Below are 21275 nucleotides of genomic sequence, written 5' to 3'. Positions count from 1 at the left end.
AGTTGAATAAATAAGTATTATTCAAAGTTCATAGTAAATGGTACGCTATAGTAAGATCTTACGCTCTCCCCGTTTCTTTTCGCAGGAGTCCATTTTTTAAGTTTCTTAACTACACGAATTGCTTCATTGTTGAAGTCGCTATTTGGAGATTTCTCTTCAATAGTAACTGCTGAAACTGTTCCGTCTTTTTCTACAACGAACTTAAGCTTAGCTTTAAGTGTACCTTCACCTCCCTCCATTAAAGAAGTATCAAAATTTTCACCAAGGAATTTTCTCAATGCACCCATACCTCCAGGATATTCTGCAGACTGGTCTACATCTTTGTAGATCTCATTAGGATTATTTGTTTTTACTTCCGCTGTACTGGCTTTAGTACCAGTAGATGGCGGTGGTGGCGGTGGTGTATAAGCCGGAGCTTTTACCCCTTCCTGATTATTTAAACCAGTCGTCGTTTCTAACTGCTTAGAAATTGGTGGCGGTGGTGTTTCAATCTTAGGAGCTTTTACAGGCTCAGGAACCACATTCTGAATCACCTCAATTTTTTCCTCTTCTTTTGGAGGTGGTGGCGGTGGCGGTGGTTCTTCTTCTTTTGGCTGGTCAATAATTTTATCTTCCTGAAGAATTTCTACCAAATCTGCCTTCACTTCTTGTTTAGGCGGAGCAGTAAGTCTCTTAATCGTAAGATAAATAAAAGGAGACAAAGCCGCAACCAGGAATAATGCCGTTCCGACAATAAAAGATTTTGTCAGAAGTCTTGGATACTGATGTCTAAGATCATAGGCACCATATTCCTTGTTTCTATTTTCAAATACAATCTCATCTAAAGTAAGATTCTGATTGTATACATTTTCATCTGCCATAGATATGCAATTTTATGGTTAATTACTTTGTAGCCGGTGCAGCCGGAGCTCCATTATTTCCAACTTTTCTATCATAAATAGCTTTTTCCCAAGGCTTCACATCGGTTACCCCGTACTGCTCGCTTTTGGTAATAGCCATCTCATCAAGAATATCTACAAAGTTTTTATATACAGCATCGTCAGTCGGCTTAATAATAACAGTAAATTTTGTTTTATCCGCCGCATTTGCTCTTGCCTGCTCAATTATTTTTCTAATTCCTTCTCTATCAAAAGTAGTTTCATTAAGATTCTGATCAGTTAAAGAAGTGTTATCCTGCTGATGCCAAAAAATCTTATTGTCTTTACCCAATAATAAAGAAATTGAGTTAGAAAGTTTAATTTCTGTTGGGGGTGGTTTCGGCTGATCCTTTTTAGGTTTCGCCGGAAGCCCCAAATCCATTACATTCGGTTTACTGAATGTGGTTGTGAACATAAAGAAGGTAATCAATAGAAAACCCAAGTCCACCATCGGAGTCATATCTACTCTGGTATTCTGCTTCTTGGAACGTACCTTGCCGCCTTTGCCGCCTTTTTCCTGTACTTGTACTTCTGCCATTTCTAAATGATATTGTTATGGTTTACCTTCTTGTGATGTAATCAACCAGAATTTAAGAAAATCAATATCTCTTAAACCTTCAAATAGGCTTTTAACTTTAGGATACTCAGTGGTAACGTCTCCTTTGATTGCTAATTTGTAATCAGGATTTACGCTCAAACTCTGTTGTACCCAGTCTACTAACTGCTTATTTGTACTATCCATAGGAATCCCAGTAGGACTCTTAAAGTTCTTTTGCTCCTCATCTGACAAATCGAGATAGCTTTTCAGTTGGCTCATTGGAACCCCAATTGCTTGTACTTTTTGAAATGCAGCTTTTTGTTTGTTGTCAAAAGTCATGTTATACTTTTGTCCCATTTTGTCTAAAAGCTGTAGTCTCTCTGATGCATTCTCCACAGGTTGGAAATAGAATTTTCCGTCCGGAGTAGCGTTGATGGTCATCAAACTTGCATCAGGAAGTAACTTCTCTGATATTGAAGATGGCGGTTTAATCTGCTCCACGTCAGGTTTTTTAAACTGAGTGGTCAATATAAAGAACGTAAGTAGTAGGAAGGCAACGTCACACATTGCCGTCATATCCGTCACTACTCCATGTCTTTTTGGTTTGACTCTCGCCATTGTTTTTGAATTATTTAAATTAAACTTCTTTTAATTGGAATGCAAATTCCTTGCTACAAATTCAATTCTTAGTTGAATTCAGCGAAAGACTGCTGGATGCTCATAGCGATCTCGTCGATCTTATAAGTTAATCCGTCAATTTTAGATGTAAAGAAGTTATAAAGGATAATCGCGATAGCTGAAGTACCAATACCTAATGCCGTGTTGATCAAGGCTTCAGAGATACCTGTAGAAAGTGCAGCAGCATCTGGAGTACCACCACCTGAACCTAATGCGAAGAATGCTTTGATCATCCCGATTACAGTTCCTAAAAGTGCGATTAGCGTAGCTACAGTACCTAAAGTAGAAAGAATCATCATGTTCTTTTCAAGCATTGGCATTTCAAGAGTAGTAGCCTCTTCGATAGCTTTGTTAAGAGCTACCATTTTCTGCTCTTTATTTAAAGTAGTATCGTGAGAAAGTGCTTTGTAAGTAGTAAGACCTTCTTTCACTACGTTACCTACAGATCCTTGCTGTCTGTCACACTCTTCTAAAGCTTCATCAATTTTGTTTTGATTCAATAAGCTTCTTACTTGTACTACGAAGTTGTCTAAGTTTCCTTTTCCAGCAGCTTTACCTAGTACGAAATATCTTTCAAAAGAGAAAACGATTACTGTGATCATGAAAGTAATCAAGATTGGTACGATAACCCCTCCTTTGTAGATAATACCTAAAAACGATTCTGGGTGAATGTCTTTTCCTTCAACACTTGAGAAAGCTACAGATCCGCCACCTAGCTTTTCTGCGTCTTTAAAGTTTCCTGGGTTCCCAAGAACAAATAAATAAATACAAACTCCTATAACGAATAAAATAGGAATAATAACAGCCGGGTTTAAACCTCCTGCTTTTCTAGCAACTACTTGCTCATCATTTTTTGAAACATTCATTTCCATATTTAACTAAATTATATTGTTTTAAAATTTTACAGGGTGTAAATTAAAGGCAAAATTAATTAAAATGCAAGAGTCTTAAATAAACATTTTGCATTTTTCTGATAAAGAAAATTTAATACGATTTCGATATAATAATTATTTTAAATTATTTTATTTATTTTTCTCAATTTTAACATTTGAGTTAGAAATTTAAAAAAATAAGACCTTCATTTTTTTTAATTTGCCAATGTTAACTTTTTTTTAAATTACGATATTCACAATACGGTGATGCACGACGATGATTTTTTTAGGTGTTTTACCTTCTAAAAACGGTTGCATTCTTTCATCCGAAATCACCAAATCTTCCACTTCCTTGGCCGATAACTGAGCAGAAAGTGAAATTTTGAACTTCATTTTACCGTTTACACTTACCGGATATTCTATTTCGTCTTCAACCAGGTATTCCTCGTTCAATACAGGGAATTTCTCAAATTCCACGGATTCTTTATGTCCCAGCAGGCTCCAAAGCTCTTCACAGATGTGTGGCGCATATGGAGAGATGATAACGGCTAATGGTTCTAAAATATTGCGTTTGTTGCATTTTATTTTTTGCAGCTCGTTGACAGCAATCATAAAGGAGGATACAGAGGTATTGAATGAGAAGTTCTCAATGTCATATACCACCTTCTTTATTAAGGTATGTAAAACTTTGTATTCTGCTTTTGTAGGCTCTTCATCGGAAATTTCAAATGTGTCACCGTTGAAATACAGGTTCCAGAATTTCTTAAGGAAACCATACACTCCGCTTAACCCTTGTGTATTCCATGGTTTAGATTGCTCCAAAGGACCTAAGAACATTTCGTACAGCCTTAATCCGTCTGCTCCATATTCTTCACAGATATCATCAGGATTTACAACGTTGTATTTAGATTTGGACATTTTTTCCACTTCACGGTCTGTGATGTATTTTCCGTCTTCTAAAATAAATTCCGCATCCGTATAATCCGGTCTCCATGCTTTGAAAGCTTCGGTATCCAATTCATCAGAGGTTCCTTTTAATAAGGATACATCAACATGGATCTTTTGAGTCTGATAATTACCGGCCAGACTTTTTGAAACATATTGATTGGTTCCATCAATTCTGTATACAAATGCACTCATCCCCAAAATCATCCCTTGGTTGATCAGTTTTTGGAAAGGTTCATCCTGATTAATATAGCCTCTGTCTTTTAGGAACATATTCCAGAATCGGGAATATAATAAGTGTCCGGTTGCATGCTCGCTTCCTCCGATGTATAAATCTACCTGTCCCCAATAATCAGCCAATTCTTTTTTAACAAAAACCTCCTGATCGTTCGGATCCATATATCTAAGGAAATACCATGAGCTTCCCGCCCAACCCGGCATGGTAGATAATTCTAACGGAAATATGGTTTTATCATCAATAAGGTCTGTAGAAACCACTTTCTGATTGGCTTCATCCCAGGCAAATACTTTTGCATTTCCTAGTGGCGGATCTCCGTCTTCAGTCGGTAAATATTTTTCAACCTCCGGAAGTTCCAGCGGCAAAGCAGAAACCGGAAGTGTGTAAGGCATTCCTTCCTTATAATATATAGGAACCGGCTCGCCCCAGTAACGCTGTCTTGAGAAAATAGCATCACGCTGTCTGTAGTTCGTGGTTCCGTGACCAATTCCTTTGTTTTCTATTTCGGTAATTATTTTTGATTTGGCATCATTATAATTTAACCCATTTAAGAAATCAGAATTCACACAGACCGAATCTTTAGCATCGAAAGATTTTTCCTGAACATCTTCATCGGTATCCACTACCTTTTTAATAGTAAGGTTAAATTTCTTCGCAAATCTGTGATCACGCTCATCATGTGCAGGAACGGCCATTACGGCTCCTGTTCCATAACCCATCAATACATAATCTGAAATATAGATTGGCATTTTTTCTCCACTGAAAGGATTGACAGCATAACTTCCCGTAAAAGCGCCGCTCACGTTTTTCACGTCAGCCATTCTATCTCTTTCCGTTTTCTTGGAAGTTTCTTCAATATAAGAATCTACTTCTGCTTTTTGAGCTTCTGTAGTAATGGTATCCACTAAAGGGTTTTCAGGAGCCAGCACCATAAATGTTGTCCCGAAAATAGTGTCAGGTCTTGTTGTAAATACCTCAACGATCTCGTCATGACCTTCTATCTGAAACTTAACCTGTGCTCCCTGGGATTTCCCAATCCAGTATTCCTGGGCATCTTTAAGAGGCTGCGGCCAGTCTAATGTATTCAATCCCTGTAATAATCTTTCAGAGTAGGCAGAAATTCTCATGCTCCACTGCATCATTTTCTTTTGGAATACAGGAAATCCCCCTCTTTCAGATTTTCCGTCTTTTACCTCATCATTCGCTAATACAGTTCCCAAGGCCGGACACCAGTTTACGGTAGTTTCCGCCCTGTAAGCCAGGCGATAGTTGAGTAAAATATCTTCTTTATCAAGGTCTGAGGAATCTTTCCATTCTTCTGCTGTGAAATTTAATTCATCATTTTGATTGGCATTTAATCCTTCAGTTCCTTTTTCTTCAAAATGCTGAATCAAAGTCTGGATAGGTTCTGCCTTATCAGTATTTTTATTATACCATGAATGATACAGCTCGATGAAGATCCACTGCGTCCATTTATAATAGGATGCATCTGAAGTTCTCACTTCTCTGCTCCAGTCGAATGAAAAACCGATCTTTTTCAGCTGCTCTTCATATTTGTTGATATTTTCCTCGGTTGTGATCGCAGGATGCTGACCTGTCTGGATCGCATACTGTTCAGCAGGAAGTCCGAAGCTGTCATACCCTACCGGATGGAGAACATTAAAACCCTGATGTCTTTTATATCTCGCATAAATATCTGATGCAATATATCCCAGCGGGTGCCCCACGTGAAGCCCTGCTCCGGATGGATACGGAAACATATCGAGAACATAAAATTTAGGTTTGTCTGTGTTATTAGAGGTTTTGTAGGTCTGATTTTCCTCCCAGTACTTCTGCCACTTTTTTTCTATCTGCTGATGATCGTAAAACACTTTTTATAATAGATGTTAGATGTTAGACTTTAGATATTAGATTTAATTCTTATCATTAATTCTAAATCAAGATTCACAAAAATAATGATTTTAAAAGAAATGGAAATTTTAATTTTGATTAATTCACAAATGCTCCTTAACAAAAAATCTCATCCGGAGATGAGATCTGTATTTAGGTATAAAATGTATATTTTATTTATTGAGGAATTCTCTTCATTGTAAATGTTCTTGTTTTATATACAGTCGGATCCTGGGTCTCTTCTCTGAATGCTATATTTAAGGTAGCATCATTGAGCGTAATTATTTTACCATTGGATGGTTCTACGGTACCCTGATACTTAACTATTACCGTTTTTGCACTTTTATCATAGGTATAAGTAAAGTTTCTGTCTGACGTAATAGCACATTGTGGAGTTGTACCAATCTCTCCCCATTCAGTTCTTTTTCCCGATGCCTCAGTATTGAATCTCCATCTGCCCTCTTTCTGGCAGTCGGTATACGTAATAAGATCGGAAACAGGCTCCTCACCTACTTCTACGGTAGTAACCACTTCTTTAAGCGGCTGCCAGACACCTACAAGAGGATATTCCATCTCATTATCGCCATCATCATTACATCCTGTAGCTACAAATAATGATAAACCTGCAAATAGTAATGCTAATTTCTTCATATATAAAATTTTCAAGGGCTAAAATTATAATTTTTTTGATTTATAACCTCATTTTTTGTGAAAAATTATTTTGATAATCTATATTTCTGAAAATTTTAAAGTATTATCCTTTAAAACAGCCTTTATTTAACAAAATATTGAATCTCAGTTTTTCCTCTATCTATTAAAAAAACTATTTTTGCAGAAAGAAACAAAAATGCAGAGTATAACGAAAAATAATTTTGACTTCATCCGTGTTCTCCTTGCTTTCATTGTCTTTGTAGGACATTTGGGAGCTTTAAGTGACTCCAGCCAGCTTACTTTTTTAACACACAGTCCTGTAGAAGTTGCCGTTTTTTCGTTTTTCATTGTCAGTGGATTCCTTATTGCAAGGAGTTATGAAAGATCTTCCAGCCTGAAAAGCTACGTAAAGAAAAGAATCTCCAGAATTGTTCCCGCTTATCTCTTGGTTGTTTTACTCTGTACTGTCCTGCTGAGTCTGGTAAGTACGTTGCCTCTTTCCGATTATTTCGGAAACGTTCAGGTTTATAAATATTTCTTCTGGAATTCTATTTTCATGAATTTCATGGCTCCTTCTCTTCCCGGGGTCTTCGGGAATGAAGCAGTCAACGGTGCTCTATGGACGCTTAAGATTGAAATGTGCTTTTATTTTGTTGTTCCCTTAATCTTTTTATTATTCGGAAAAAATAATAAGTACAGGAATATCAGCCTGATCATTCTGTATTTTCTTTCTCTAGTTTTCCTTAATTATTTTGAAATGGCCGGAAAAATCTCCATATCCAAACAGCTGCCCGGCTCGCTATGTTATTTTATAGGCGGGATGCTGGGCTATTTTTATTTTGATCAGTTTATCAAATATAAAAATACGCTCTTTATCATTGCTATTATTACGGTTTGGATAGATCTGATCTTACATATCAAATTATTTTCTCCTATCATGATCAGTATTATTGTTCTGTATATTGCCTATTCATTCAAATTTCTGAACAATTTTGGAAAATACGGAGATTTCACTTACGGTATTTATATCTTCCACTTTCCTATTATCAGGGTATTTGCTACGCTTGGACTGTTTGCCAACTACAATCCTTTTTTCATGAGCTTTTTGTGTATGCTGGTCGTTATCGGAGTAGGAATTGCATCTTGGCATCTTTATGAGAAAAAATTTTTATAATTTTACCCCAGTAAAAATGCAAATGAAAGACCTGGTCTCCATCATCACTCCCTGTTACAATTCTGCCGAATTCATCGAAGAAACGATACAATCTGTTCTAAACCAGACCTATGACAATTGGGAATGGCTGATCACCGATGACCTTTCCAAAGATAATACCGTAGAAATCATAAGAAAATACAATGATCCCAGGATAAAATTACAGGTCCTGGAGAAAAACGGCGGTGCCGGAAATGCCAGAAATAACAGCCTGGAAAGAGCCACTGGGCGATATATTGCTTTTCTGGATTCTGATGATTTCTGGTATCCTGAATATCTGGAAACGATGACAGATTATATGCAGGAAAATAATGCGGAACTGGTCTACTGCAATTATTCAAGATGTAATGAGCAGTTACAGCCTGTTTTAAAAGATTTCCTGGCAGATAAGATAGTAACCTTCTCCAATCTTCTGAAAACCTGCAGACTGGCTCCGGTTTCTACCATGTACGATACCAAAAGGGTGGGGAAATTCTTATTCCCTATAAAAAGCAAGCGTGAAGATCACGTGATGTGGCTAAACCTGTTAAAAGTAATTCCTGAAGGAATGCCCATCAATAAGACACTGGCAAAATACAGGATGCGTGAGAACAGTGTTTCCCGAAAGAAAAAAAACATCATCAAGGATCAGTATCTGGTCTACAAAGACTTTATGGGGTTTTCTACTGTAAAATCCTTATATTATACGGCCAATTGGGCCATAAACGGATTTCTGAAATATTCTAAAATTTTCAATTAATGGAATATTCAAAAGAGTTTAAAGCTGCCTTAAGTGCTTTTTCCAGCATAGAAAAAGACCGGCTTATTTTCAGATTGCTGAAAAAAGATAAGCTTTTATCTAAAAAACTGTATTTTGAACTGATCGATCAGGAAACTACGGATGATAAGAGAAATGCGATGGAAGAGAATGTTGCAGAACAGGTTCTTCTGGCCTCAAAATATGTTGGAAACGCCAAATATTTTCTTACTATTATCCGAAAGCTGAGTGCAGAAATAACAGAGCACATCAAAATTACAACGGATAAATTCGGGGAAGTTTCTCTGAATCTTTTGCTGGTGAACAGAATTCTGGATTCCAACAGTGATTTCAGCAGACAGCGATTTGATAATGTGTACAAGCTCTACATTTATATCATTAATAAAGTGTTTAAGGCATTGGTATTAACAAAAAAGCTGGACGAAGATTACTGGATGGAAATTGATGAGCTCCTGAGAGAAACACGAAATAAAATCTCTGAAAATCATTATTTGCAGAAACTTTGCATCAATAATGGTCTGGATACTAACTGGCTTGAATCTGATAATATTCCGGAAAATATAGAGCAGATCATGAAAGACACCAAAAGTCAGGGATTTTTACGATAATATCTTCTGCAGGATAAGATTTGTGGCATCCGGCTTTTCTTTTATAAATTTTCTTGCATTTCCAGACATTTCCTGTAACTCTTCTTCATTATTAAGAAGAAACAATACAAAATCTGCTGCGGCATATTCTTCTGAAAAAGACTTTCCTCCGCCGGCTGCAATCAGATCGTCTGCCTCAGGATTTTTTTTATAATGATCCCCAAAAATCACAGGAGTCCCGAACGTAGCTGCTTCCAGAATATTATGCAGACCTGCATCATGAAAGCCTCCGCCTACCACCGCCACATCTGCATAAGAATATAGTTTTGACAACAAACCAATGCTGTCGATAATTAAAATCTGATGTCTGGAAACGGAAAGCTCCGTATTTCGTATTTCGCTATATAATAGGGCTTCGGGGAAAATATTCTTTAAATGCTCCACTCTTTTCAGATCATGGGGAGTAATAATCAGTTTCAAATCAGCATTCATTCTGAAAACTGTGGCAGCAATCTTTTCTTCAGCCTGCCACGAGCTTCCGAATACAACAGATTGATGCTCTCCTATAAAATCTGCAATAAATTCAACATGATTATCTCTTGCCCGGAGTTGTTTTACCCTGTCAAACCTTGTATCTCCTGCGACTGAAGAATTGACCAATCCAATACTCTTAGCTAATGCATAAGAAAAGGTGGTCTGATGAAAAAACCAGTCTACCTCTTTTTTGAGCTGCTTTACAAACCATTTTCCATAAGATGTAAAGAAAGCCTGGCTTTCATAAAACAAGGCAGAAATTACATAAATCTTAGCTCCATGCTCTTTAAGCTCTGCCAGGAGATGATACCAGTAGTCATATTTAACCGTAAAAAACAATTCTGTATCAAACCGGGAAATAAACTCTTTTACCTTACTTTTTTTATCAAAAGGAAGATAGCAGACTACATCTGCGATATGTTTCTTTTTTACAACATTTTCGTAGCCTGAAGGGGAAAAAAAAGTGATAAGAATCTTATGATTGGGAAAATTCTCTTTGAGCTTTTCCAAAACAGGAAGTCCCTGCTCATATTCGCCGAGACTGGCCGCATGCATCCAGATCACCTTGTCTGAGGGCGAAAATGCAGCTTTTACTTTATGTAAAGACCGCTTTCTTCCTTCAACTCCTTTTTTAGTTTTATCATTAAACAAAGAGAAAACTTTCATTCCGAAAATGAGCAGGCTGACAAATATGTTGTATAAGAAAGACATTTAATTATTTTTCAATTTCAATTCGGTCGTTATGGGTAGATGGGCTGGAGATAACAAGAAACTCCACTTCATCCTGAGATTCGTTGGAAATAAAATGCTCTGATTTAGGTTGAATAGAAATACTTTCTCCCGTCTTAACAGAAAACTTTTCATTATTGATATACAATATGGCTTCCCCTTTTAAAATATAAAAAACCTGTTCTGCCATTTCATGGAAATGCAGTTTTTCAGCAGTTCCGGCAGGCATTTTTTCCTGCTTTACGGAAAGATTGCGGGAATCATTCAGGACCCAACTGTCACAGCTGTTTCCCCAGGTATAGTGTACTGAATTATCTTTAGAATATATCATTTGAATATCGCTACAAAAATAAAAACCACGATCAGGCTTCCTATTACCGATAAAATAGCTGTAGATAATGGAACTCTAGGCTTCACGCTTTCATCAAAGGAATAACGGAACATATAATCCTGACTATTCATAAAAATAAACATTATTAATACAAATAGCCATCTTATAAAAACTTCCATGATCAGGAATTGGGCATCCTTATTCTGGTCTGTGATTTCTACAGGAAAATTAGCGGTTTCCGGATGTCTTAAGGTATAGACAAACATAAAATAGAAAGCCGTTCCCAGAATCGGTGTTAAAAAAGAAAAGGCTTTGTTTCCAAAATTATCAGCCTTTCCGTCAAAATCGAAATGTACCGGAATTCGTTTAGGAAGGGTTTTGTAATGTTTCAGGGTAAACCACCAGAAAAAAATCACCAATCCGAAATTAAAAATATCAAAAGCTGTGAAAATAATATTCTCCATTCAGACTGTATTTAAGATTAGAGTACGTTTTTGATCACTCTCAGCTTATGGGTATGCTTATTCATTTCTTTGTTAAAGATGCCGGTAGAATCCAGAATATCTATTCTTACTTTTCCCGAAGCATGAATAATCTTCTGATTCTCAAGCATAATCCCCACGTGAATAATTTTACCTTCAGGGTTTTCAAAAAATGCTAAATCACCTGGCTGGCTTTCTTCAACGAAAGTTAAAGGGACACCTACTTCTGCCTGCTGATAAGTATCTCTAGGTAATTTAATATCATGGATCTTGTATACCAGCTGTGTAAAACCGGAACAGTCTACTGCAAAAAAACTCTTTCCGCCCCATAGGTAAGGAACGTTAAGAAATTCTCTGGCAGCTAAAGCTATACTCTCACGGAGATCGTGACTTCTTCTTGAAGCCACCGCAGGAAATTCTACTTCGGAACCCATTGACAGAAGGGTTTTTCCGTCATTCATTAACACTGAGGAAAAATCTTCAGTCACCACGGTAACCTTTCTTTTTGCCAGCTCTTCCTCTGTTACAGGTTTCAGCTGTTTGGTATCCATCCATCCTTCATAGCCATCATAATGCATTTTTATTCTGGTCCAGTTTTTATTCACTTCCAGAATATCAGCGCTTTCCCCAAACAGTATTTCCGTAACAATTTCCGCTTTGTCAGAATTCTCTGCACGAACCGGTGCTACAGTAACATTACAAATTCCTTTATTCATTCATTCTAAATTAAAAGATTCAATGATTTAAAAATTAAAGAATTAGATTCCGTAAAATCTTTTATTTTTTTAATTTTTAAATCTTTTGCCTATTTTCTTCTCAGAAAATTCACTCCGTCACGCAAAGGTAAAATAAGATTTTCAAAATCATCGTCTTTTGCAATCAAATCATTGAGTTCCTTGATAACCTGGGTAGATCTCTGTTTCGGATTTTCCTCCAGCACTTTTCCGTACCATAAAACGTTATCAAACATCACTACCGAACCTGTTTTTGTTCTGGGCTTGATCAGCCTGAAGTATTCCGCATAATTTTCTTTATCAGCATCTATGAAAACAAGGTCAAAAACCTCATCAGTATCTCTTAAAAATTCTTTGGCATCCTGAAGCTTAAAATCGATCTGTCCGGCATATTCACTTTCTTCAAAATATTTTTTTGGAAGGTAAGCAAGATCTTCGTTCACATCCAGTGTGGTAATTTTCCCATCTTTGGCCAGTCCTGCTGTCAGGCATAGTGTGGCATATCCTGTAAAGGTTCCTATTTCCAGCACATTCTTAGGCTGTATCATTTGAGAAATAATAGTTAAAAGTCTTCCCTGCTGATATCCTGATATCATATGCGGCTGTGTAGTTTTCTGATAGGTCTCTCTTCTCAGTTTTTTCAGAATTTCAGGTTCCGAGGAAGCATGCGTTTCCAGATACCTGTCCATTTCAGGATTTTTTTCTTCAAAAAAGCTCATACTGCAATTCTTTTTATGTTATTCAAAAGTACTTAAATATAAAGAAAAAATTATTATTGGTCGGCATTTTTCATCCGTTTCTCCGTAAAAAGCCCATTGAAAATACCGTGAAAATACGGATATGTTTGCCTGAAAGATAGTAATACATTTGCACAGAACAAGGGGTAAAAACACTAAGACAAAACAATGAATGCAGGAGGAAAACTAATTAACACAGAGAATCAGAAGACCGCAAGGCCAAATGGCAGTGCGGGTTCTTCGTCCAAAAAAACTAAGACAGAAATATCCAACTCATTTTTTCAACGAATTATTTCATTATTGAAAAAAGAAGAATTAATTTGATTAAAAAAAATCCCGAATGACTTCGGGATTTTTTTATGGGTATGTATGTTCAATTACTTCTTAGGAGCAATATCCATTAATTTCATGAATTCATCCAGCTTAGGCATAATGATAATTTCCGTTCTTCTGTTTTCCGCTCTTCCTGAAACACTCATATTGGTTGCTTTAGGATTGTATTCGGAACGTCCTCCCGCAGTAATTCTTGCTGGATCTACTCCGAACTGCGTCTGAAGAACCTTCGCAACTGCTGTACCTCTCAATGCAGAAAGGTCCCAGTTATCTCTTGGCAGATTAGGTGAGCTTAATGGTGCATTATCTGTATTACCTTCAATCAATACAGAATATTTATCATAATCATTAATTACCTTAGCTACTTTTCCTAATACTTCCTGAGCAGCAGGCAGTACGTTATAATCTCCTGTTTTGTATAGCATTTTATCAGAAAGCGAGATCATTACCACTCCTTTCAACACTTTCACCTGTACGTCATCATCCGCTACATTATCAAGAGATCTTTTAAGCTTGTTGGACAGTGCCATATTCAGACTGTCATTTTTAGCATTGTTTGAAATCAGCTGTTTGATATATGAATTGGAAGCATTGATCTCTCCAACCAGTTTATCAATATTAGCTGAACTTTTCCCTGTATTTGAAAGACATGCATCCAGAGATGATTTCAAAGCATCATGCTGGCTTTTTAAAAGATTATTCTCACCTGACAATGCAGAATTCTGAGACTTTAAATCCTGGATCTCTCTTTGTCTTTCACCGATATTTTCAATACACTGCTTATAATTGGAGCTTAATGCATCATACTGCTTTTTACTGACACAAGAGGTCAATCCCAACGCCATTACAGTTACTCCTAAAATTTTAATAATCTTCATATGTAATCATTTTTAGACGAATCAAAGTTAGGAAAATTGAATTGAATTTTATGGATTATCTTTGCATAAAAGAAATCTTCAACATACCCTTTGGAAAAATTTAGTTTTAAAAATCAGCTTGAAAACCTTGTCAGAAATCCGGAAACTCACAGCTATCTTCTGGCTGTAAGCGGAGGTGCCGATTCTATGGTCCTGGCCTCTCTTTTTAAGGGTTTGGGGCTTAATTTCCAGATAGCTCATATCAACTATAAACTTCGGGGTGAAGATTCTGATCTGGATCAAAAAACGGTTCAGGATTTTTGTGAGAAAAATCATATTCGTTTTCACCTGTATGAAGTTTCGGAAAAAGACAATAAACCGGAAAATTCTATCCAGCTTTGGGCGAGAGAAATCCGCTACCGCTTTTTCAGGGAAATTCAGGAGCAGGAAAACCTTGAATTTCTTGTTACCGCCCATCATCTGAATGACCAGCTGGAAACTTTCATCATCAATCTTTCTAAAGCTTCCGGCATTAGTGGGCTGAGTGGTATTCCAGCAAATAAAAACAAGATAATCCGGCCTCTTCTCAACTTTTCAAAAAAAGAAATTTATGGGTACGCTGAGGAAAACAGAATTGACTTCCGAGAAGATCTCTCTAATAAAAAAAGTGATTATTTAAGAAACAAAATCAGAAATGAGATCGCTCCCAAGCTTTTGGAAATCAATGAGCACTTTCTGGAAAATTTCAGAAAAAGCTCTTCTTATCTGAACCAAACCAGAGATTTTGTAGAAAAACGGATCGAGGAAATCGAAAATAAACTTACGGTATTTAACTCTGAGCACAAAATCTTATCCAAAGAAAAGCTGGATCAGGAAAGTGCTTTCGTACAGTTTGAGATTTTAAAGAAATACGGATTCGACAAGGAAGAAGAAATCTCCAAAATTTTTACAGCGGAAAACGGCAGTTCTTTTTTTTCAAAAGATTATCAGCTTATGATCAGCCGAGATGAATTAATTTTCATCAGTAAAAACCAAAGGCAAGAAACTAAAGATGAAATTATTTTGCTTGAAAATTTTGATTTTTCTGAAATCCAAATGGATATCAGTCTTGAAGATACAATTGAAAACATTGACGGAATCAATAACAGTTTTGAATGGAATTTTGATGCTGCAAAACTTCAGTTTCCATTACGTTTAAGAAAACAGCAGGACGGTGACGAGTTTTATCCGGCGGATTTTTCAGGCAAAAAGAAAGTTTCTAAGTTTTTTAGGGACGAAAAATTATCTATTTTAGCAAGGCCAAAAATTTGGATCCTGTGTGACAGTCACAATTCCGTACTTGGAATTATACCTCTCAGACAGGACAGACGATATGCAAGTGATGAGAAAACGCAAAGTATTCTCAAAATTTTTAATGAAAAGAAAAAATGAAATTTAGAAACTGGTTTTTAGCCGTACTACTGTTTTTAGCGGCAGGAATTAATGCACAGATCAAGAACCCTGTAAAGTTTAAGTTCACTGTCAACGATCTAGGGAACAACCAATATGAAGCAGTTTTAAATGCTACTATGGAAAACGGCTGGCATATCTATTCCAAAGATCTTCCTGAAGATACAGGAATTCCTACCGAGTATAAAGTTTCAGGGAAAAACATCGAACTGATCGGAAAGTTCACTGAAGTTGGTAAGAAACACGAAGAGTTTTCAGAAGCGTTTGGAGGGACGATTGTTTTTTATTCCAATTCTGCCGGTTTCAAACAGAAATTTAAATTAAAAGACCCTACAAAACCAGCAGAGGTTATTTCTGAAATTACCTATCAGACTTGTGACGACAGAGTTTGTCTGGCTCCAAATACTTTAGAATTCAATCAGAAAGTAACTCCAAAAGGTGCTGTTGAGGAAACTGCAGAGGAAAAGACGGATGTTATAAAAGATTCTGCAAAAACTATAGAAACAGTTGCGGTAACGCCTGTAAAAGGAGAATTACCCGTTGCAGAAACATCAAAACTGGATCCAAAACAGCTAAAAATAGCAACCATTGATTTCCAGAAACCCTTGACCGATTGCGGAACAGCCGTGGAAGAAGTCGGAGAAAATTACTGGACTTATTTATTCTTAGGATTTGTAGGTGGTCTGATCGCTTTGCTGACACCTTGTGTTTTTCCTATGATCCCGCTGACGGTTTCTTTCTTTACAAAAGGGAATAAAAACAAAGCAAAGGGTAAAAGAGATGCACTGATCTATGGATTTTTCATCCTTATCATCTTTGTCCTTCTGAGCCTTCCTTTCCATCTGATCGATGGAATTGCCGGGAATATCTTCAATGAAATATCTACAAGTGTATGGCTGAATATTGCCTTCTTTATCATATTCATCTTCTTTGCAGGAAGCTTCTTCGGATACTATGATATCACGTTGCCAAGCTCCATTGCCAATAAGTCTTCGAAAGCAGAAGAAGCAGGAGGAATTATCGGTATTTTCTTCATGGCACTGACGCTGGTTATCGTTTCATTCTCATGTACCGGACCTATTCTAGGAAGCTTACTGGGAAGCGCAGTGACAGGCTCTACCAATGTTCCTATGCTGCTGACATTCGCATTGGCAGGATTCGGACTGGCATGGGCCATCGTTTTTGGATTGCTGGCTTTATTCCCGCAGGCTTTACAGAGTCTTCCAAAATCCGGAGGATGGATGAATACCGTGAAAGTGGTTCTTGGTTTTGTAGAACTGGCTTTAGCTTTAAAATTCTTATCTAAGGCAGATTTAGTTTCTAAAACATTCTTATTAAAAAGAGAACTTTTCATTGCCATCTGGATCGTTATTGCTTTGGGACTGGCTCTTTATTTATTCGGAGTTATAAGATTTCCGCACGATGATAAAAAACCGAAGATTTCTATTACAAGAAAGATATTAGGCGCTTTGGGAATAGGTTTTGTGATCTATCTGATCCAGGGATTAATTCCGGCAGAACGTCCAAAACTACAGCTGTTAAGCGGAATTCTGCCTCCTTTGAATGTAAGTTATCTTCATGATGAAAAAGACGGAATTCTGGGAATGCATCCCGAGCATGATTTCTTTAAAGCTATTGAACTGGCTAAAAAGGAAAACAAACCAATTTTGATTGACTTCACAGGTTATGGCTGCGAAAACTGCCGAAAAATGGAGGAATTCGTATGGAGCGAGCCGGATATCCTTCCGATTTTACAGAACGATGTTGTATTGGCATCCCTATACGTAGATGATAAGGAAGAGCTTCCTGAAGATCAGAAAACAAAAATAGATCTTGGAGACGGACAGGTGAAAAAGGTAAAAACGATTGGTGACCGTTGGAGCTTATTCCAGCAGGTGAATTTCAACAACAATTCTCAGCCTCATTATGTTTTGATCACTCCGGATGGAAAAGTAATCAATACACCGGTATCCGGATATATGCCGAAAGAAGATTTCAAAAAGTTCTTAGAATGCGGAGTTAATTACTATAAAACGACGAAGTAATTCTTAATTTAAACATAATAAAAAGCCTTATCATTATTTTGATAGGGCTTTTTTGATATTTATAAAAATAAAAATAATCATATTCTTAAAAAGTCACAAAAGCTTGCGAATATAAAATATTGTACAGCTATTTTATGTCAACCATTCTATAAATTTGAAATTTTATTGACATTTATTAATTTTAGGTACAAACTTTGTATAGATTCCTTCAGATAAGTATTAATACTTTACTTTTTTAACCAAAACCGTTTAACATTTAAAAATATGAATTATGGCTGAAGTAATTGCGCAAGAAAAACAGGGAGGAAGCAAACAAAGAAAAAAATTAATCCGGGTGGATATGACTCCAATGGTAGATTTAGGATTTCTATTGATCACCTTCTTTATGTTTACCACCAATTTTACAAAACCCAATGTGATGGATCTGGGGCTCCCGGCAAAGGATCCTAATCCACATCCAATAAACATCCCTCATATTGGAGACAAAAACCAGGTTACCTTTATTCTTGGAAAAGACAACAGAGTTTTTTACCACCAGAGCAACGAGAAAGAGCTGAATGCAGGAAACCTGAAAGAAACAGACTTCAGCGGGGTAAAAATTTCTAAGATCATTTCTGAAGCTTATAAAAACGCTCCGGTGCCTGAAAACTTTACAGTCATTGTAAAGCCCACCGATGATGCCAACTATAAAAACTTCGTAGACATCCTGGACAATATCGCGATATCTAAAAAAGAAAGATATGGCATTACTGATATAAAACCATGGGAAAAGAAAATTTATACCGAATTAACCCAATAGAATCGAAGAGCATTTTTACAATGCTCTTTTTTATTTAAATTTGAAGAAACAACTAAGATTATGCTGAATTTTGAAAGAAAAGGAAACGGGAAAGAAACTTTGGTACTGCTTCACGGCTTTATGGAAAACCTTTCCATCTGGAGTGATATGGAGCCACATCTTTCGCGAGATTTTCCACTGTTGAAAATAGATCTTCCGGGCCATGGACAATCTGATATTCTGGCCGAAGTTCACACCATGGAACTGATGGCTGATGAAGTGAAAAAAGTTTTAGATCATGAGAAGCTGGATAATGTACATCTTTTGGGGCATTCCATGGGAGGATACACCTCACTGGCTTTCGCAGAAAAATATCCTGAGACTCTCAAAAGCCTGACCTTATTCTTTTCCACCTATTTTCCTGACGATGAAGAGAAAAAACAGCAGCGGATTAAAAGCTATAGAATCATCAAGGATGCATTTCCCCATTATGTACGGGCTGGAATTCCGAATCTTTTCAATCCCAATGAAAGAGACATCCTGGAAGGCAAAATTGAAGCCGCGCTTGAAACTGCACTTTCTACCAACAATATGGGAGCTCTTGCCTGTGTAAAGGGTATGGTAGAAAGAACAGACAAAAAACATGTCATGGAAAGCCTGGAAGCGAAAATTTTAGTATTGGCAGGAAAGCATGACAACGCTGTAAAAACAGATATGATGATCAAACATCTTCCTGACAGAACGAATATAAAATCCTACATCCTGGACTGCGGGCATAACGGGCACTGGGAAAAGCCCGGCATCTGCGCAGAAATTATCAATACGGAACTTCTTCATAATCTTCCAAAAAAATTAGTCCTGTAATACCCGGCAATAGCTTTATTGCCCGGTCTATATCAAAATTTCTTGTATCTTAGTAAGGAATTATTACTTTCGATGGGTTTATTCTCTTTCAAAAAAAAGAAACCGCCGGTTATCGGCCTTACACTTTCCGGTGGAGGAATGCGTGGAATTGCCCATATCGCAGTACTGAAAGCACTGGAAGAATATAATCTGAGACCGCATATCATTTCAGGGACCAGCGCCGGCTCTATTGTGGGAGCATTTTATTCCTTCGGAAAATCACCGGATGAGATGATGGATATTGTAAAACAAACAACATTCTTTTCAAGATCTTATCTGAAACTTTCTAAAAACGGTATTTTCAGCTCAAATTTCATCCTGAAACTTTTTAATGATCATTTTCCTGAGAATGATTTTAAAATCTTAAAAATCCCTGTTTACGTTACTGCCACGGAAATGACCCACGGAATTGTGGATTTCTTTTCGGAAGGTGAGCTTTTCGGCCCGCTTCTGGCTTCGTCAAGCGTTCCGTTTATTTTACCTCCTGTGAGAATGGGTGAAAAAATATATGTTGATGGAGGTGTTTTAGATAATCTTCCTATAGAGCCGATCATCGACAAATGTGATTTTTTAATTGCTTCTCACGTCAATTCTATAAGTTATGATGAATTAAGAAAAATGAGCCTGATGAAGGAATTTGACCGTATTCTCCATTTAGCCATTGCAAAATCGGTTTACTCCAAAGCAAAGTCCTGCGACATTTTTTTAGACCCTCCTAAAATGACAAAATTCAGTTTATTCAGTAAGAAAAACCTTGATGTCATGTTTCAGGAAGTTTACGAGTATACCTGTGAAGAACTCGAAAGCAAGGGATATACTAAAAATTTGAGTACCGAAGTGTAAGTGTTTGAATGTATAAGCTTACTCTCCGAAAATAGTCATGTACTAATTCCTTTACAGCTCTTCCTGCTCCAGTCTTTTCTTGAATGTTTCGATGGTATCCGGAAGAGATTCATCAGATTTTCCACCCGCAGCATTGATGTGTCCGCCACCACTGAAATATTTTCTGGAAAACTGGTTCACGTCCACATCATCCTTACTTCTGAAAGAGATCTTGATAAAATCATCATACAGGTCTTCCATAAAGAAAGCTGCCATTTTTACTCCTGCAATGCTCAGTCCATAATTGACAAAACCTTCTGTATCTCCTTTCTGAAAACCAAATTCCTTCAGCTCGTTTCTTGTAAGTGACAGCACAGCTACTTTACCATCATTCACGACTTCTATCCTTCCCAGCACGAGAGCAAGAAGGTGAAGACGGGAAACTGTGTTGGTATCCCATGTGTTCGAGGTTATAACGGAAGGATCAGCTCCTTTTTCTATCAGATTGGCAATAATCCTGTGAGTCGTTGCGCTTGTGGAACGAAAACGGAAACCGCCTGTATCCGTCATGATCCCAGTATAGAGGCATTCTGCAATATCCTGATTGACCAGCCTTTCATCTTCCATTGCTTCAATAAAATGATAAATCATCTGTGAGGTGGCTGGAATCACTGTGTCAGAATACACAAAGTCAAAATTTTCCGGCTGCTGGTGATGGTCGATAAGTATTTTTTTAGCTTTAGATTTAATCAGCCATTCTCCCAATAATCCTATTCTTGAAGGCGAGTTAAAATCAAGACAAAAAATAACATCTGCCCCACTGATCAGATCAGATGCATACTTTCTTTTATACTCCCCGATGACCACCTTTTTGGATTCCGGCATCCATTTCAGAAATTTCGGAAAATCATTGGGAACAATCACCTCCACCGGAATTCCCTTTGCCCCAAGATAATGCTTTAATCCCAGACTGGAGCCTATAGCATCGCCATCCGGATTATAATGGGTAAGGATAATTATTTTATTTTCAGGCGTAAGTAATGTGTTGATATCTAAAAGTTCTGCTGGTGTAAACATCGTGTGTTTATTTTTCTTTAAATTTGAGTTTTCAAAGATAGAGCTTTTAAATAAATCAGCTAAATATTATTTCTTTGCACAAAATTTCGTTTCTTAATGCAGTTTGTCAATATTGGTATAAAAAGCATTGTCAAATAATTTCTAAAAAAAGATAAGTAAAATTTGTAACTTTTAAAAA

Annotated in this window: 21 protein-coding genes; 8 read left to right on the top strand and 13 right to left on the bottom strand. The window is 36.9% G+C overall.

Annotated elements, in window-relative coordinates:
- Positions 1 to 17: 17 nt before the first annotated feature.
- From ACTJIV_RS14475 to ACTJIV_RS14450, 6 genes are all read right to left on the bottom strand, one after another.
- Positions 18 to 860, bottom strand: a complete 843-nt coding sequence (locus tag ACTJIV_RS14475; protein WP_111955510.1) for an energy transducer TonB — start codon at positions 858 to 860, stop codon at positions 18 to 20.
- A gap of 22 nt (positions 861 to 882) precedes the next feature.
- Entirely contained in the window at positions 883 to 1455 is a 573-nt protein-coding gene (locus ACTJIV_RS14470) for an ExbD/TolR family protein (protein WP_440628299.1), read from the bottom strand.
- A 15-nt stretch (positions 1456 to 1470) separates the two neighbouring features.
- Complete coding sequence (locus tag ACTJIV_RS14465; protein WP_111955514.1) at positions 1471 to 2073, bottom strand: ExbD/TolR family protein; 603 nt, start codon at positions 2071 to 2073, stop codon at positions 1471 to 1473.
- A gap of 68 nt (positions 2074 to 2141) precedes the next feature.
- Complete coding sequence (locus ACTJIV_RS14460) at positions 2142 to 3005, bottom strand: MotA/TolQ/ExbB proton channel family protein (protein ID WP_034723277.1); 864 nt, start codon at positions 3003 to 3005, stop codon at positions 2142 to 2144.
- A gap of 240 nt (positions 3006 to 3245) precedes the next feature.
- Positions 3246 to 6059: a leucine--tRNA ligase gene (leuS, locus tag ACTJIV_RS14455; RefSeq protein ID WP_440628296.1), complete on the bottom strand. Its 2814-nt coding sequence runs from the start codon at positions 6057 to 6059 to the stop codon at positions 3246 to 3248.
- Positions 6060 to 6255: 196 nt separating this feature from the next.
- Positions 6256 to 6729, bottom strand: a complete 474-nt coding sequence (locus ACTJIV_RS14450) for a lipocalin family protein (protein WP_111955518.1) — start codon at positions 6727 to 6729, stop codon at positions 6256 to 6258.
- Positions 6730 to 6907: 178 nt separating this feature from the next.
- Between ACTJIV_RS14450 and ACTJIV_RS14445 the strand changes: the two genes are divergently transcribed.
- Genes ACTJIV_RS14445 through ACTJIV_RS14435 form a run of 3 tightly spaced genes read left to right on the top strand, consistent with a single transcriptional unit; the run spans position 6908 to position 9307 of the window.
- Complete coding sequence (locus tag ACTJIV_RS14445; protein ID WP_146897169.1) at positions 6908 to 7903, top strand: acyltransferase family protein; 996 nt, start codon at positions 6908 to 6910, stop codon at positions 7901 to 7903.
- Between the two features lie 22 nt (positions 7904 to 7925).
- Positions 7926 to 8681: a glycosyltransferase family 2 protein gene (locus ACTJIV_RS14440; protein ID WP_440628642.1), complete on the top strand. Its 756-nt coding sequence runs from the start codon at positions 7926 to 7928 to the stop codon at positions 8679 to 8681.
- The gene (locus tag ACTJIV_RS14435; RefSeq protein WP_440628293.1) at positions 8681 to 9307 is read left to right on the top strand and encodes a deoxyuridine 5'-triphosphate nucleotidohydrolase; all 627 of its coding nucleotides are present in this window, start codon (positions 8681 to 8683) and stop codon (positions 9305 to 9307) included. The genes ACTJIV_RS14440 and ACTJIV_RS14435 overlap by 1 nt, the downstream gene beginning before the upstream one ends.
- On the opposite strand, the gene ACTJIV_RS14430 is transcribed toward ACTJIV_RS14435, so the two are convergent.
- From ACTJIV_RS14430 to ACTJIV_RS14405, 6 genes are all read right to left on the bottom strand, one after another.
- On the bottom strand, positions 9299 to 10531 hold the full coding sequence (locus ACTJIV_RS14430; RefSeq protein WP_440628291.1) for a 3-deoxy-D-manno-octulosonic acid transferase: 1233 nt from the start codon (positions 10529 to 10531) through the stop codon (positions 9299 to 9301). The genes ACTJIV_RS14435 and ACTJIV_RS14430 overlap by 9 nt on opposite strands.
- A 4-nt stretch (positions 10532 to 10535) precedes the next feature.
- Positions 10536 to 10880, bottom strand: coding sequence for a cupin domain-containing protein (locus tag ACTJIV_RS14425; protein ID WP_440628289.1), 345 nt, complete (start codon positions 10878 to 10880; stop codon positions 10536 to 10538).
- Positions 10877 to 11344, bottom strand: coding sequence for a DUF1648 domain-containing protein (locus ACTJIV_RS14420; RefSeq protein ID WP_223560366.1), 468 nt, complete (start codon positions 11342 to 11344; stop codon positions 10877 to 10879). The genes ACTJIV_RS14425 and ACTJIV_RS14420 overlap by 4 nt, the downstream gene beginning before the upstream one ends.
- A gap of 17 nt (positions 11345 to 11361) precedes the next feature.
- Positions 11362 to 12078, bottom strand: coding sequence for a C40 family peptidase (locus ACTJIV_RS14415; RefSeq protein WP_111955530.1), 717 nt, complete (start codon positions 12076 to 12078; stop codon positions 11362 to 11364).
- A gap of 89 nt (positions 12079 to 12167) precedes the next feature.
- Positions 12168 to 12815, bottom strand: a complete 648-nt coding sequence (locus ACTJIV_RS14410; protein ID WP_116014267.1) for an O-methyltransferase — start codon at positions 12813 to 12815, stop codon at positions 12168 to 12170.
- 395 nt (positions 12816 to 13210) lie between these two features.
- Positions 13211 to 14044, bottom strand: a complete 834-nt coding sequence (locus tag ACTJIV_RS14405; protein ID WP_440628286.1) for an OmpA family protein — start codon at positions 14042 to 14044, stop codon at positions 13211 to 13213.
- A gap of 90 nt (positions 14045 to 14134) precedes the next feature.
- Here ACTJIV_RS14405 and tilS point away from each other — a divergent pair, with 90 nt between their 5' ends.
- From tilS to ACTJIV_RS14380, 5 genes are all read left to right on the top strand, one after another.
- Complete coding sequence (tilS, locus tag ACTJIV_RS14400; protein ID WP_440628284.1) at positions 14135 to 15454, top strand: tRNA lysidine(34) synthetase TilS; 1320 nt, start codon at positions 14135 to 14137, stop codon at positions 15452 to 15454.
- A complete protein-coding gene (locus tag ACTJIV_RS14395) occupies positions 15451 to 17517 on the top strand; it encodes a protein-disulfide reductase DsbD family protein (protein ID WP_111955538.1) in 2067 nt (688 codons plus the stop codon). The genes tilS and ACTJIV_RS14395 overlap by 4 nt, the downstream gene beginning before the upstream one ends.
- A gap of 271 nt (positions 17518 to 17788) precedes the next feature.
- Positions 17789 to 18316 carry a biopolymer transporter ExbD gene (locus ACTJIV_RS14390; RefSeq protein WP_440628281.1) on the top strand — a complete coding sequence of 176 codons (528 nt, stop codon included), beginning with the start codon at positions 17789 to 17791 and terminating at the stop codon, positions 18314 to 18316.
- Positions 18317 to 18376: 60 nt separating this feature from the next.
- Complete coding sequence (locus ACTJIV_RS14385; RefSeq protein ID WP_440628279.1) at positions 18377 to 19159, top strand: alpha/beta fold hydrolase; 783 nt, start codon at positions 18377 to 18379, stop codon at positions 19157 to 19159.
- Positions 19160 to 19201: 42 nt separating this feature from the next.
- Complete coding sequence (locus tag ACTJIV_RS14380; RefSeq protein WP_228452689.1) at positions 19202 to 20041, top strand: patatin-like phospholipase family protein; 840 nt, start codon at positions 19202 to 19204, stop codon at positions 20039 to 20041.
- A 51-nt stretch (positions 20042 to 20092) separates the two neighbouring features.
- On the opposite strand, the gene ACTJIV_RS14375 is transcribed toward ACTJIV_RS14380, so the two are convergent.
- On the bottom strand, positions 20093 to 21097 hold the full coding sequence (locus tag ACTJIV_RS14375; RefSeq protein ID WP_111955546.1) for a DHH family phosphoesterase: 1005 nt from the start codon (positions 21095 to 21097) through the stop codon (positions 20093 to 20095).
- Positions 21098 to 21275 lie beyond the last annotated feature (178 nt).

It is taken from the genome of Chryseobacterium sp. 22532 (assembly GCF_052044665.1).
GTDB classification, from domain to species: Bacteria; Bacteroidota; Bacteroidia; order Flavobacteriales; family Weeksellaceae; genus Chryseobacterium; species Chryseobacterium lathyri.
Note: the sequence above shows the minus strand (reverse complement) of the source record. Positions and strands in the feature narration are given on the sequence as shown.